11 protein-coding genes are annotated in these 13,787 nt (G+C 56.9%); 7 read left to right on the forward strand and 4 right to left on the reverse strand.

Features of this window, described 5'->3' with window-relative positions; translation table 11 throughout:
- From R6U90_RS11710 to R6U90_RS11725, 4 genes are all read left to right on the forward strand, one after another.
- Positions 1-1,131: phosphoribosylformylglycinamidine synthase subunit PurQ (locus R6U90_RS11710; protein ID WP_410352875.1), on the forward strand; the 1,131-nt coding region annotated here is incomplete at its 5' end.
- Positions 1,132-1,174: 43 nt separating this feature from the next.
- On the forward strand, positions 1,175-2,416 hold the full coding sequence (locus R6U90_RS11715; protein WP_410352876.1) for an HD-GYP domain-containing protein: 1,242 nt from the start codon (positions 1,175-1,177) through the stop codon (positions 2,414-2,416).
- A gap of 265 nt (positions 2,417-2,681) precedes the next feature.
- Positions 2,682-3,602, forward strand: a complete 921-nt coding sequence (locus R6U90_RS11720; protein ID WP_410352877.1) for an ABC transporter ATP-binding protein — start codon at positions 2,682-2,684, stop codon at positions 3,600-3,602.
- Complete coding sequence (locus R6U90_RS11725) at positions 3,599-4,372, forward strand: ABC transporter permease (RefSeq protein WP_410352878.1); 774 nt, start codon at positions 3,599-3,601, stop codon at positions 4,370-4,372. Before R6U90_RS11720 ends, R6U90_RS11725 begins: the two co-directional genes overlap by 4 nt.
- A 209-nt stretch (positions 4,373-4,581) precedes the next feature.
- Here the strand turns inward: R6U90_RS11725 and R6U90_RS11730 are convergent, their stop codons facing one another.
- From R6U90_RS11730 to R6U90_RS11745, 4 genes are all read right to left on the reverse strand, one after another.
- Positions 4,582-5,415: an SDR family oxidoreductase gene (locus R6U90_RS11730; RefSeq protein ID WP_410352879.1), complete on the reverse strand. Its 834-nt coding sequence runs from the start codon at positions 5,413-5,415 to the stop codon at positions 4,582-4,584.
- A 188-nt stretch (positions 5,416-5,603) separates the two neighbouring features.
- A complete protein-coding gene (locus tag R6U90_RS11735; RefSeq protein ID WP_410352880.1) occupies positions 5,604-6,257 on the reverse strand; it encodes a DUF1614 domain-containing protein in 654 nt (217 codons plus the stop codon).
- A 3-nt stretch (positions 6,258-6,260) separates the two neighbouring features.
- Entirely contained in the window at positions 6,261-7,142 is an 882-nt protein-coding gene (locus R6U90_RS11740; protein WP_410352881.1) for a ribose-phosphate diphosphokinase, read from the reverse strand.
- 18 nt (positions 7,143-7,160) lie between these two features.
- Complete coding sequence (locus R6U90_RS11745) at positions 7,161-8,729, reverse strand: thymidine phosphorylase family protein (protein WP_410352882.1); 1,569 nt, start codon at positions 8,727-8,729, stop codon at positions 7,161-7,163.
- A gap of 189 nt (positions 8,730-8,918) precedes the next feature.
- Here R6U90_RS11745 and R6U90_RS11750 point away from each other — a divergent pair, with 189 nt between their 5' ends.
- The 3 genes from R6U90_RS11750 to R6U90_RS11760 all read left to right on the forward strand — a co-directional run bounded on the left by R6U90_RS11750 (position 8,919) and on the right by R6U90_RS11760 (position 13,776).
- Entirely contained in the window at positions 8,919-9,167 is a 249-nt protein-coding gene (locus R6U90_RS11750; RefSeq protein WP_410352883.1) for an FmdB family zinc ribbon protein, read from the forward strand.
- 102 nt (positions 9,168-9,269) lie between these two features.
- The gene (gene aspS / locus R6U90_RS11755; RefSeq protein ID WP_410352884.1) at positions 9,270-11,060 is read left to right on the forward strand and encodes an aspartate--tRNA ligase; all 1,791 of its coding nucleotides are present in this window, start codon (positions 9,270-9,272) and stop codon (positions 11,058-11,060) included.
- A 181-nt stretch (positions 11,061-11,241) separates the two neighbouring features.
- Positions 11,242-13,776, forward strand: a complete 2,535-nt coding sequence (locus R6U90_RS11760) for a protein kinase domain-containing protein (RefSeq protein WP_410352885.1) — start codon at positions 11,242-11,244, stop codon at positions 13,774-13,776.
- The last annotated feature ends 11 nt before the right edge of the window (positions 13,777-13,787 follow it).

Raw genomic sequence — 13,787 nt, forward strand, 5'->3', positions numbered from 1 at the left:
CTGTTCAGCGAGGAGCTGGGGGCGGTCATCCAGGTGCGCGATAGCGAGCTGGCGACGGTACAGGAGGCGCTGCATGACGCCGGCCTGGGCCATCACAGCCATGTGATTGGCTCGCTGCGCGACGATGATCGGCTGATTTTCGAACATCGGGGCGAGAGCCTCCTGGAGGGCGCTCAGGTTCAGTGGCGGCGCCGCTGGAGCGAAACCAGTTACCGGATGCAGGCGCTGCGCGATAATCCCGAGTGTGCCCGGGAAGAGTACGATAATCTGCTGGATGACGCCGATCCGGGTCTGTCCCCCTATTGCAGTTTCGATCCGCAGGAGGATGTTGCCGCGCCGTATCTCAACCTCGGCCAGCGCCCGCGGGTGGCCGTATTGCGCGAGCAGGGAGTCAACGGTCAGATCGAGATGGCTGCTGCGTTCGACCGTGCCGGCTTCGCCGCGGTGGATGTGCATATGAGCGATATCATCGCCGGGCGGGTATCGCTCAATGATTTTTCCGGGCTGGCCGCCTGTGGCGGTTTTTCCTATGGCGATGTGCTGGGCGCTGGCGGCGGCTGGGCCAGCTCGATTCTGTATAATTCACGTGCTCGCGACGAATTCGAGGCGTTTTTCCAGCGTCCCGACAGTTTCGGACTGGGTGTCTGCAACGGCTGTCAGATGCTCTCCCACCTGCGGGATCTGATTCCCGGCGCTGACCACTGGCCTCACTTTGTACGCAACCGCTCCGAGCAGTTCGAGGCACGGCTTTCCCTGGTCGAGGTGCTCGATTCGCCCTCGATCCTGCTGGCCGGTATGGCCGGTTCCCGGCTGCCCATTGCCGTGGCCCATGGCGAGGGACAGGCCCGTTTCCAGGAACCGCAGCAGGCGAGCCAGTTGCTGGGCGATCGGCTGGTCTCTTTGCGCTATATTGATCACTATGGTCAGGCGAGCGAGCGCTATCCCTTCAATCCCAACGGCTCGACCGGCGGGATTACCGGCCTGACCACCACGGATGGTCGTTTTACCATTATGATGCCCCACCCGGAACGGGTATTTCGCACGGTACAGTATTCATGGCACCCTGACGACTGGGGTAACGATGGTCCCTGGCTACGATTGTTTCAAAACGCCCGCCAGTGGCTGGGCTAGTTACCGCTGCACGTCGAACTGTGACACGAGATGAGAAGTTGGTATGAAAGTGAAAGTGAATGTCGATCGTCTCAGGGAAGGGATGTTTGTTAGTGATCTGGATTGTAGCTGGGCGGAAACCCCATTTCTGCTCGAGGGCGTATTGATTACTGGCGAGGACGAACTGGCGGAACTCCGGCGCTGCTGCAGTTTTGTCTATGTTGATACCGATCGTTCCCATGAGTCGGTGCTCCCCGATCTGCAAACCCTGGCCCGCGAGCCGGCACCGGCGGCTCTCGCAGTTAGCAAACAGCAGGCCGAAAAAGAAGCCGAACGTGAAGAGAGGCATTTCCAGCAGGCTCTGCAGGAAGCCCGTCCTGTTCATGCGCGCACCAAAAGCTACATCGAGACCCTGCTCGAGGACGTGCGCCTCGGCAATAGCCTGGATACCAACACGGCCCGCCAGCTGGTCACTGAAATCACCGAAAGTATCACCCGTAGCCCCAATGCCATGGCCTGGCTGTCGCATCTGAAACATCGTGACGAGTACACCGTGACTCACTGCATGAATACCTGCATTCTGGCAGTGACCTTTGGCCGGTATCTGGGTATGGACAAGGACTCGCTGGAGTTGATGGGGCTGGGAGCCCTGCTGCACGACATCGGTAAAATGAGTATCCCGCTGGAGATCCTCAACAAGCCGGGTCGGCTGACCCCCGAAGAGTACGAAATCGTCAAAACTCATGCACAAAAAGGCCATGAATTACTTGTCGCCAAGGGAGGGATTCCCCGGGAATCACTCGATATTGTGTTGCATCACCATGAACGGATCAGCGGCAAGGGCTATCCCCACGGTTTAATGGGCGAGCAGGTCAATCGTATGACCAAGATTGTTTCCATTGTCGATGTCTACGATGCGATTACGAGCGATCGCTGTTATCACGATGGCATGGCGCCCTATGAAGCATTGAAAAACATGTACGGATGGATTAGCGAAGATTTTGAACAGAATATGGTGGAACAGTTCATCAAGTGCCTGGGTATCTATCCCATTGGCAGCATGGTGCAGCTCAACCTGGGACAGACCGGAATCGTCGTCTCCGCCAGTGAAAAAAGTCGACTCCGTCCCATTGTCCTGCTGGTCAGCAACAGCAAGGGCATGCGCTACGTCAAACCCAAGCTGATCAACCTGGCTCACCCACGCTGGCGCGAGGGCAAGCAGAAACTGGAAATCCGTAAAATTCTCAACAATGACGAATGCGACATCGACCTGCCGTCCGTCATTCAGGACGAGTCGCTGATCTGATCGCGCCTGTTTTTCAGACTTTACAGATCAACGCAGAGACGCAAAGACGCAGAGCAAGAAAAATGTTGAGTTTTGAATGTTAAATTTTGAATCAAAGGCAATTTTGCAATTCAACATTCAACATTAAAAATTATATCTCTGCGCCCCTTGCGTCTTTGCGCCTCTGCGTTAATGTTTTTATACCCTTTGATTTTGAGATGGCGCCTGTCTACTGGCAAGTGTCTTTTGTTAGAATACCCGCCGGTTCGGTTTTTCAAGTGAGTTTATGTCCAACGCGTTGACCATTCGGGGTTTGACCAAAACCTATCGTGGCGGGGTGCAGGCCCTCAAGGGGGTCGATCTGGACGTGCGCGAGGGGGATTTCTTCGCCTTGCTCGGGCCCAACGGGGCAGGGAAATCCACCACCATCGGGATCATCTGTTCGCTGATTAACAAGACTGCGGGAAGCGTTGAGGTATTCGGGCACGATATCGACCGCGATCTGGAAGCGGCCAAAAGCTGTATCGGTCTGGTGCCGCAGGAATTCAATTTCAATCAGTTCGAGCCGGTGGTGGAGATCGTGGTCAACCAGGCCGGTTATTACGGTATCGATCGCAAGCTGGCCTATGAGCGTGCTGAAACTTATTTGCGCCAGCTGGAACTGTGGGACAAGCGCCATGTGATGGCAAGGGAATTGTCCGGCGGCATGAAGCGCCGCCTGATGATCGCCCGCGCGCTGGTACATGAGCCAAAACTGCTGATTCTCGACGAACCGACCGCCGGAGTGGATATCGAGATCCGTCGCTCTATGTGGCAGTTTCTTGACAAGATCAACGCGCAGGGCACCACCATCATTTTGACAACCCATTACCTGGAAGAAGCCGAACAGCTGTGTCGGCATATCGCTATTATTAATCATGGCGAGGCGGTGGAACACACCGAGATGAAAACGTTATTGATGAAATTGCACGTGGAAACGTTTGTGCTGGATCTGCGCGAGACCATCGAAACGGTGCCCCACGTCGCAGGCTATAACCTGAATATGCTCGATAACAGTACACTCAGTGTCGATATCAGCAAGGAACAGAGTCTCAATCAGTTGTTCGAGGCGCTGGATCGCCAGGGTCTGCATGTACTGAGTATGCGCAACAAAACCAATCGGCTGGAAGAGCTGTTTGTGCGCCTGGTCGAAGAGGACAACGCATGAAGTTGTCACAGCAATATGTTGCCTTTACCACTATACTGACCAAGGAATTCCTGCGTTTTATTCGCATCTGGATTCAGACAGTGCTGCCGGCGGCGATTACCACCGGCCTCTATTTTATTATCTTTGGTAACCTGATCGGTTCCCAGCTGTCGGACATCGGTGGTCTGAGCTACATGGAGTATATCGTCCCCGGCATTATCCTGATGGCGATCATCAATAATTCTTACGCCAACGTGGTCTCCTCTTTCTATGGCGCCAAGTTCCAGCGTCATGTCGAGGAGATGCTGATCTCGCCGATGCCCAACTACCTCATCGTGCTGGGCTACGCCGCCGGCGGCATGGCACGTGGTCTGATAGTGGGTCTGGCCGTTACTGCCGTTTCCCTGATCTTCGCCGAGCCGCAACTGCATCATCTGCTGGTAACCCTGTATGTCGTGCTGATGACCTCGCTGCTGTTCGCGCTCGGGGGATTTGTCAATGCCGTGTATGCCAAAAGCTTCGATGATATTTCTATCATCCCTACCTTCGTGCTGACCCCGCTGACCTACCTGGGCGGGATTTTCTATTCTATCGACATGCTGCCGCAATTCTGGCAGAACGTTTCCCTGATCAATCCGATCCTCTATATGATAAACGCCATGCGCTACGGCATGCTGGGTGTCTCCGACATCGACATTCGCGTGGCATTGCTGATTATCACCGGCTTCGTCATCGTCCTCTACCTGTTCTGCCTCTACCTGCTCAACAAGGGTGTGGGTATTCGTACCTGACGCCAGGCAAGAGACAATTCCAACGCAGAGGCGCAAAGACGCAGAGAACGCAAAGATTTAAATTTGAATGTTTGATTTCAAATTCTGGTTTTCAGGGCCACATCTAATTCAACATTTAAAATTCAAAGTTATTTATTTCTCTGCGGTTCTTTGTGTCTCTGCGCCTCGGCGTTTTTCTTTAAATTTCTCTAAGAACCTGTGCTGTACTTTTATATTCGAGAGAGGAGTTTGTCCATGAGTCGGGTGGACAGGAAGCGTTTGAGGGTGCCGAACAGGTAGGTGGGGAAGGTGACGTAGTAACGCGGTTTGGGATGCCGGCTTTCCAGGGCGTGGATGACGCGTTTTAACACCGCCTCCGGCGGCAGGGTGAAGGGCACGGCGGGGCCTTCCTTGGTCAGCCGCTGTTCCATGGCCAGGTAGTGATCCCGGAACGGGCTGTTGTCGCGGTCGATGTTCTGCTGATAGGCGGTAAAGGAGTTGGCGCGAAAGCGACTGCTGATCGGGCCGGGTTCGATGAGTGACACATGAATGTCGGTCTTGCGCAGTTCCAGGCGCAAGGTATCGGACAGGCCTTCCAGAGCGTATTTGCTGGCGTTGTAGGCGCCGCGAAATGGCAGGGCGATCAGTCCCAGGATGGAGCTGTTCTGAATAATCCGCCCGTAACCCTGCCGGCGCATAACAGGTAAGACCCGGTTGGTCAGCTCATGCCAGCCGAACAGATTGGTCTCGAATTGCCGGCGTAGCACGTCGCGGCGCAGATCCTCCACCGCCCCGGCCTGTCCGTAAGCCCCGTTGTTGAACAGGGCATACAGGGTGCCGCCGGTGCGCTTCAGCACTTCATCGACCGCCGCATTAATCGAATCCGAATCATCCAGATCCAGCCGCAAACTCTCCAGGCCTTCTGCGTTCAGCTTCGCCACATCTGCCTCGCGTCGCGCCGTGGCAAACACCCGGTAACCACGCTCCCGCAACCCCCGCGCCACGCACAGGCCTATCCCGGATGAGCAGCCGGTAATCAGAATGTTTTTTTTGTCCGTATTCATAACCTAACGCCGGAACATTATATTAAAAAGAACTCTAACGCAGAGGCGCAGAGACGCAAAGGAACGCAGAGCAAGAAAAATGTTGAATTTTTAATGTTAAATTATGCATCAAAGGCAATCTTGCAATTCAAAATTTAGAATTCAACATTAAAAATTATCTTTGCGCCTCTGCGTTCATCTCTTTATCTCTACGCTAGTAGCACGGCGATGATGCCGGTGAAGAAGATACCGTCGAAGGTTCCCGCGCCGCCGATGGAAGCGATCGGGGTGCCAAGTTTGGGTATGTCTTTGAGGCGCAGGAGGTCGGCGCCGATCAGCACACCGAGGGTACCGCAGATATAGGCCAGTGGCGCACTGTGTTCCGGGGCCAGCAGCAGGGCGGTGATGGCGGCGGTCAGCGGGGCGATGAAGATCGGCATGCCGATGCCCAGCCCGACTACGGGCCGGCTGAAGCCGTAACTGATCGCAGTGACGATACCAATGGCCAGCAGAACAGTGGAGACTGGCAGAGGTTGACTGAGGAAAAGATAAAGCGAGAACAGGATCGGCACCATTGCCCCGCCCACGTTAATAGCGATGACGGTATAGCCGGTGAACGGCGGCAGTTTGAACGGCCAGTTAGCCGGTGGTTGCGGTGGCGGTGCGGTCGGAGCTTGTGCCTTGACCGTGGCCAAAGGCAAATTGACGGCGCTGCCAAATAACGTCGTGATCAATAACAGAGCGGCCGAGTCAGGAGACAGTCCGAGTTTGCTCAGCACCAGTGAGAATATCTGGATATGGATGAACAGAATCAGCAGCAGGGCGACGAAAAACAGCAGCAGATAATTGCCGGGGGAACGCATAACCTAGTTCAGTATCTCCGTGAGGCTTGTGGCCAGTAGCGGGGCCAGCTCTACTGAGTTGCTTGAATGGCGGACGCTGTCACAGCTCCAGATAGTTTTAATGCCGGCCTGGTTTAACAACCTGGCCGCTCTCGCATCATACAGGGCATGGGTACACAGGGCATCGACGCTCCGGGCCCCGGCGCGGTACAGCTGCTCGGCGGTTTCCGCCAGGGTGTGGCCACTGCTGATCATGTCATCTACCAGTACAACCCGGCGCTGCGAGTAATCGAGGTCGGGTAAACGGATTTTCACCTCGCGATCGCCGTGACGGAACTTGTCGGCGACACCAAAATCAAAATCGCCGACCCTGGCCACCTGTTCCACCCACTGGCGGGACTCTTCATCGGGCCCGAGCAACAGAGCATCCTGGCTTTGTTCCAGTAAAAACTGGCCCAGCAGCGCTGCGGCGCTGAGGTTACAGGCCTGGGGCAGGGGAATAGCCTCATTCAGGTGGGTGATGCGGTGCAAATGGGCATCCACGGTGATCAATGCGTCTGCCAGGTCGGCCAGGAAACGACCGATGATCCGCTGGCTGACGGCCTCACCGGGATGAAAGGCCATGTCCTGGCGCATATAACACAGGTAGGGGCTGACCAGGATGATCCGTTCGGCACCGAGCTCACGGGCGGTCCGGGTCGCCAGTAACAACTCCACGAGTTTGGCGTCGGGATGATCCAGACTGCGATACAGCACCACGGTAGATGGCAGAACCGGCGGCAACGTGAGGCAGCTTTCGTCATCGGGAAAATGATGCACATGGATAGTGGCGTAATCGATCTGCAACGCCGTCGCCAGCCGTTGCGCCGGCACCGCTTCATCGGGAAAAGTGAGCAGGAGTGTCATGGTCCCATCCTCAACGGATCAGATTTCCATATAGGTCTGGCTGATCTCATCCGGATGGCCAATCCGGTAGCCACTGTTCTGCTCGGCCAGATGGCGGGCGAAGTTGAAGTCAGCACTGAAGGCGGCATGGATGCGATACAACGGCTCACCCGGGGTCACCGGATCGCCCAGCTTTTTGAGCAGATCCACCCCCGCCGCTCGCTCCATCGGTGCGCCGGCCAGGCTGGCGATTTTGGCCAGCTGGAAATTGTCGATGACGGTGACCACACCCTCCTGCTCAGCGGTGATCTCGATGTTCAGGGGGCCGGCAATAAAGGCGTACTCGATCTTGCCCTGGGCGGCGATAATTTCCTGCATCTTGCGCAGGGCGCGACCGTCTTCGAGGATGTCGCGGGCGATACCATAACCCTGGCCACCCCGCACGTCGGGGTCGAACTCCAGTATCCGGCCCGCCAGACGTAGCGATTTCTGGCGAAGATCGCTGGGGGCATTCGGATTGCCTTCGAGGACCTGCATGACATCCCGGGCTTCGAGCATGGGACCGATGCCGCAACCAATGGGCTGGCTACCATCGCTGATAACCACCTCCAGATGGATACCGATGCGATCGCCAATGTATTCGAACAGTTTGCGCAGGCGCAGGGCCTGACTCATGTGACGCACCTTGGCGGTAGGGCCTACCGGAATATCGATTAACAGATGCGTGGCCCCGGCGGCCAGTTTCTTGGACAGGATGGAGGCGACCATCTGCGCCTCGGAATCGATACCCAGCGGCCGCTCTACCGAGATCAGGATATCGTCGGCCGGGGCCAGGTGCGCCCGCCCGCCCCAGACCAGACAGGCGCGGGTCTTGTCGACTACCTGGTAAATGGTGTGTGGACTCAGATCGACCCCGGCCAGTACCGACATGGTATCTGCCGTGCCGGCCGGCGAGGTGATAGCCCGGCTGGAGGTTTTGGGCATCAGCAGGCCGTGGGCGGCGACGATCGGAACGATCAGCATGGTAGTGCGATTACCGGGCAGGCCGCCGATGCAGTGCTTGTCGGTGACCAGCGGGGCATTCCAGTGCAAATATTCGCCGGTTTCGGCCATGGCGCGGGTCAGATAAAGAGTCTCCTCGCGATCCAGGCCCGACTGGGTACAGGCCACCAGAAATGCAGCCATTTCCATCTTGGAGTAACGACTGGCAGCGATGTCGCTGGCGATGTCCCGGTAATCCTGATGCAACAGGCGCTCACCGCGGATCTTGCGGCGTACCGCATCCATTGATTCAACCGGTTCAGCATGCAGCACCCGGGCCGGCTCGCCCGGCTGCATGTCCAGCTGGGTGAAGGCCTGCTCCGCCAGCCCCAGCTCCTCGGTGCCGACGATAGCCTCGTCATCCACTACGTTCAGCACGGCGTAGATACGCCGGCCATTGGCCATGATCACGATCTTGCTCAATGCCTGGAAGCCCTCCGCACGATACAGCTCGCAGTTGCGATGCAGGAAGGCGACGTTTTCGTGGTAGGTATCGATGGCCACGCGGCGCAATTTGAGCCGGGCCTTGTCGCCGTTGTCGTCAGGGGAAGGAGAAAGGGGCTGCATTATGGCATAACCGCTTGAAATAGAGGGATTGTGGCATAATAGGCGGTGGATCCCAACTGCTCATCCGGGACTTGAATCCGGTGGAACCGCTCCTATTTTAGAGGAAACAGGTGTGTCTGCCTTAAACCGGTTATATAATAACCTGACTTTGTCCCTTAACCCGCTTGCGTACGATGAGGAACTGCCCCCATGCCGATTTACGAATACCAGTGTGAGCAATGCGATCATCTCCTGGAAGCGATTCAGAAGATGAGTGATGCGCCCCTGAGTGAGTGCCCTGCCTGTGGCAAGCCGACCCTGAAAAAACTGATCTCCGCCTCCGGCTTCCGGCTCAAGGGCAGTGGCTGGTATGAAACCGACTTCAAGTCGGACAAGCGCAAGAATCTGGCTGGCGAGGGAAGTAAAAGCAGCGGCAGCGACAGCAAGAAAACCGCCTGAAACCCGCTCCATGCGTGTCACCGGGGTGATTCCCCGGTTGCACAGATCCCCGCCAATCCGTAAGATTCCCGCCTTGTCCCAAGCACAAGGCCCTGAATTCTCATGCGTAGCCATTACTGCGGCGAGATCAACGAATCTCATATCGATCAGCAAGTCACCGTCTGCGGCTGGGTTCACCGGCGTCGCGATCACGGTGGCGTGATCTTTATTGATCTGCGCGACCGCGAAGGGCTGTTGCAGGTCGTTTACGATCCCGACAAGCCCGACTCCTTCATGCTGGCGGAGAAGGTGCGCAGTGAATATGTGCTACGGGTCACCGGCCGGGTGCGTCGCCGTCCCGGGGGAACCGAGAACGCCAACATGCCGACCGGGCAGATCGAGGTCCTGGGCCTGGAGCTGGAGATTCTCAACCACTCGGAAACCCCGCCGTTCCAGCTCGATGACGAGGATGTCTCCGAGGAGCATCGCCTGCGTTATCGCTATGTCGATTTACGCCGCCCGGAAATGCTGCAGCGCATGAAACTGCGCTCGAAAATCACCACCGAATTCCGTAATTACCTGAATGACAAAGGGTTTCTCGAGATCGAGACGCCCATGCTGACCAAAGCGACCCCGGAAGGGGCGCGCGACTACCTGGTGCCCAGCCGCACCCATGACGGCGCCTTTTTCGCCCTGCCGCAGTCGCCGCAGCTGTTCAAACAGCTGCTGATGGTCGCCGGCATGGATCGTTATTACCAGATCGTGCGCTGTTTCCGTGACGAGGATCTGCGTGCCGATCGCCAGCCTGAATTTACCCAGCTGGATATCGAGACCTCGTTCCTCGACGAGGAAGCCATTATGCAGATGATGGAGGGCATGCTGCGGCATGTTTTCGCCCATGTGCTGGAAATCCCCCTGCACGATCCTTTTCCCCGCATGACGTACACCGAGGCGATCCGCCGTTTCGGCTCGGACAAGCCCGATCTGCGTATTCCGCTGGAGCTGGTGGATGTGGCCGATGTGATGCAAAACGTGGAATTCAAGGTCTTCAGTGGTCCGGCGAAGGATCCGGCGGGCCGGGTGGCTGCCCTGCGGCTGCCCAGAGGCGGCGAGCTGACCCGCAAGGAGATCGACGATTACACCGATTTTGTCGGCATCTACGGCGCACGAGGTCTGGCTTATATCAAGATCAACGATACTTCGGCCGGCCGGGAAGGGCTGCAATCGCCGATTCTCAAATTCCTGCCGGATGATGCCGTCGAGGCCATTTTACAGCGCACCGGCGCCGAGAACGGCGATCTGATCTTCTTCGGCGCGGACAAGGCCAGCATCGTCAATGAGGCGCTGGGTGCCCTGCGAGTCAGGCTCGGCCATGACCGGGGCCTGTTGGAGCACGGCTGGCAACCGCTGTGGGTGGTTGATTTTCCCATGTTCGAGTGGGACGAGGGGACCCGGCGCTGGTACTCGCTGCACCATCCCTTCACCTCGCCTGCCGAGGCCGATCTCGACAAGCTCGAATCGGATCCAGGCCACTGCGGCTCACGGGCCTTCGATATGGTGCTCAATGGCACCGAAATCGGTGGCGGCTCCATGCGTATCTACCGCGAAGAAGTCCAGCGCAAAGTGTTCCAGGCTCTGGGGATCGAGGAAGCCGAGGCGCAGGAGAAGTTTGGCTTTTTGCTGGACGCGTTGCATTACGGTTGCCCGCCCCATGGTGGCATGGCCTTCGGCCTGGACCGGCTGGTGATGCTGATGGTCGGCGCCCAGTCGATCCGCGACGTGATGGCCTTTCCCAAGACTCAGAGCGCCAGCTGCCTGCTGACCCAGGCCCCGTCAGCGGTCAGCGAGGCCCAGTTGCGTGAACTGCACATCAAACTGCGCAATCCGCCAGCCCGGGCAAAATCCAGCAGTTGATGGGAGCGTGGCCGTACCGGGAACGGCTCCTCAAGTTGCGTAATTGCACCTTTATTAACCGGTCAGCTCATGTCATTCTCTTTTCTGCCGATAATTAATGTGGGCAAATCCCCCGGTGACCTTCATGATGTCCCGGGCGGGCATAAACAGATAATCACAAGCCCGTAGTAATGGAGCAAGCGTGAAGCAGATACCCTACTGGCGAACCGACTGGTTTCTCGGCCTCGTTGTGGCCGGGCTTTTCCTGTTGGGCGGCGTGACCGAGGTGACGCGGCCGCTGGAAAACGTGGGGTATGACTTCGGCGCCCGGTTTGCTGCCAGTCAGCCTGTGGATCGTAACGTGGTCGTGGTGGCAATCGACGAAGCCGCGGTCGACCAGCGAGGTGGCTGGCCCTGGCCGCGCGATGTTCTGGCCCGGGCAACCCGCCAGATAGCCGCTCTGAAGCCCTCGGTAATCGGCTTCGCCCTGCCGTTCGACGGTGAGCAACATGCCATCGGTCTTGAGTCTCTCCAGGAATTGAAAGACGCCCTGCAAAAGCAAGGCGGTAATCGGCGCCTGCTCGAGTTGGCCAGCCAGGCCGAGCAGCGGATGCAGACCGATCAGGACTTTGCCAATACCTTGCGCTATGCCGGTCGGGTTGTGCTGGCGATCCCCTATGCCGGCCACGAAGCGACTCGTCGTGACGTCCGGCTTCCCGACTATCTTCAAAAATTCCGGCTGGAACAGGTTAGCGGTGTTCCCGACCCCGATCGCTGGTATCAACCGTTTTTGCCCGAACCGGTGCCGGTGATCGATCGCATCTATCCCCCAATTGAAACCCTGGCTGAATATTCGGGCGGGGCCGGTGTTATCAATCTCGGTAACGCCGGGCAGGCCAGCCTGCGCGCCGAACCGCTGGTGTTCCGCTATGGCGAGCATTACTTGCCGTCATTCACCCTGATGGTGGCCGCGCGCACTTTGCATCTGACCTCCTCGCAGATTAACGTGCATCTGGAGCGGGGTGTTGAGCTGGCGGAACAGCACATCAAAACCGATGACGAACTGCGTATCTACCCGCGTTTTTACCGCGGCAAGGAAGGTAAGCCACCTTTTCAGGTGGTTTCCATTCTCGATGTGCTGGATGACAAGCTCGACAGTGAACTGTTCCGCAACAAAACCGTTCTCATCGGCCTGACCGCGCCGCAGTACACCCGTAATCTGCAAACCCCGATTGGGGAAGTCATGCCGCCGGTACTGGCCTCGGCGCATAGCATCTCCAGCCTGTTGAGTGCCGATCTGTTCGAGGTACCGCCGTGGGCGAATCTCGCACAATGGCTGTTGATCCTGATTATCGGTCTGTATCTGATGTTTGTTCTGCCGCGTTTTCGACTCAGTACGGGACTGGCACTGACCGCGCTGATTTTGATCGGATTACTCAATGTCCACTTTATTGCCATGCTCGCTCATTCCATGTGGTTGCCTCTGATGACGCCGGTGGCCCTGTTGCTGTTCGGCCATCTGGTCCTGGGAGCCAAACATTTCTTACAGGATCAGGTGCGGCATATACATTTGGAACTCTCCGAGGCCAATCAGGCGCTGGGCCAGCAGTATCATAGTCAGGGACATCTGGATCAGGCCTTTGAAAAATACCGTCATTGCATTGTCGATGCCTCATTGTTAAATCAGCTATACAACCTGGGCCTGGATTATGAGCGCAAGCGCCAGTACAACAAGGCAGTCGCGGTATTCAAATATATTGCTTCGCATGATGACAATTTCAGTGATGTACAGGAACGGCTGCAACGTAACCGGGAAGTTTCCGAACAATTTGTAGTGGGTAATAGCAAGAGTTCAGCGCAGTCCGATGGGACGCTGATTATCAGCAATACCGGCGTGCAAAAACCGATGATAGGCCGGTATGTGATTGACAGCGAGTTGGGGCGTGGGGCCATGGGCCTGGTCTATCTCGGCCATGATCCGAAAATCGGACGTAGTGTGGCGATCAAGACCATGAGCCTTTCCCAGGAGTTCGAGGGAGATAAACTGGCGGATGTGAAGGAACGTTTTTTCCGTGAAGCGGAAACCGCCGGCCGCTTACATCATCCCAACATTGTGACGATTTACGATGTTGGTGAGGATCAGGACCTCTCTTATATCGCCATGGACTACCTCAAGGGTGAGAACCTGATGGCATATGCCAAGTCCGAGGCGCTGTTGCCTGCGCAGGAAGTGTTCGATGTCATTGTACAGGTGGCCGAGGCACTGGATTATGCGCATAATGAGCGAGTCGTTCATCGGGACATCAAACCGGCCAATATGATTTATGATCGGGATAACGGGATAGTCAAGGTGACTGACTTTGGCGTCGCCTGTCTGACCGATACCAGCAAGACCAAAACCGGTACTATTCTCGGGAGCCCGTCCTATATGTCGCCGGAACAGCTGGCCGGTGCCAAGGTGGATGGGCGTTCGGATCTGTTCTCACTGGGCGTGACGTTGTATCAGATGCTCACCGGCGAATTGCCGTTCATTGCCGATTCACTGGCAAGTCTCATGTACAAGATTGCCAATGAGAAACACCCGGATATTCGCATGTTTCGTCCGGACTTGCCGTCCTGTGTCAGTCAGGTCATTAACAAGGCGCTGCACAAGGAACTGGAACGTCGGTTCCAGAGCGGCGCGCAGATGGCCAAGGCTCTGACCCGTTGTCGGGAACGGTTAACCAAGAAGCATTAGGGTAGGAAAAT

The sequence above is a fragment of the Thiohalophilus sp. genome, from assembly GCF_046483665.1.
Classification (GTDB): domain Bacteria; phylum Pseudomonadota; class Gammaproteobacteria; order UBA6429; family Thiohalophilaceae; genus Thiohalophilus.

Bases quoted from the DNA above. Each gene is read 5' to 3' on its own strand.
- R6U90_RS11715 (WP_410352876.1), top strand. From the start codon at position 1,175: ATGAAAGTGAAAGTGAATGTCGATCGTCTCAGGGAAGGGATGTTTGTT.
- R6U90_RS11720 (WP_410352877.1), top strand. From the start codon at position 2,682: ATGTCCAACGCGTTGACCATTCGGGGTTTGACCAAAACCTATCGTGGC.
- R6U90_RS11725 (WP_410352878.1), top strand. From the start codon at position 3,599: ATGAAGTTGTCACAGCAATATGTTGCCTTTACCACTATACTGACCAAG.
- R6U90_RS11730 (WP_410352879.1), bottom strand. From the start codon at position 5,415: ATGAATACGGACAAAAAAAACATTCTGATTACCGGCTGCTCATCCGGG.
- R6U90_RS11735 (WP_410352880.1), bottom strand. From the start codon at position 6,257: ATGCGTTCCCCCGGCAATTATCTGCTGCTGTTTTTCGTCGCCCTGCTG.
- R6U90_RS11740 (WP_410352881.1), bottom strand. From the start codon at position 7,142: ATGACACTCCTGCTCACTTTTCCCGATGAAGCGGTGCCGGCGCAACGG.
- R6U90_RS11745 (WP_410352882.1), bottom strand. From the start codon at position 8,729: ATGCAGCCCCTTTCTCCTTCCCCTGACGACAACGGCGACAAGGCCCGG.
- R6U90_RS11750 (WP_410352883.1), top strand. From the start codon at position 8,919: ATGCCGATTTACGAATACCAGTGTGAGCAATGCGATCATCTCCTGGAA.
- aspS (WP_410352884.1), top strand. From the start codon at position 9,270: ATGCGTAGCCATTACTGCGGCGAGATCAACGAATCTCATATCGATCAG.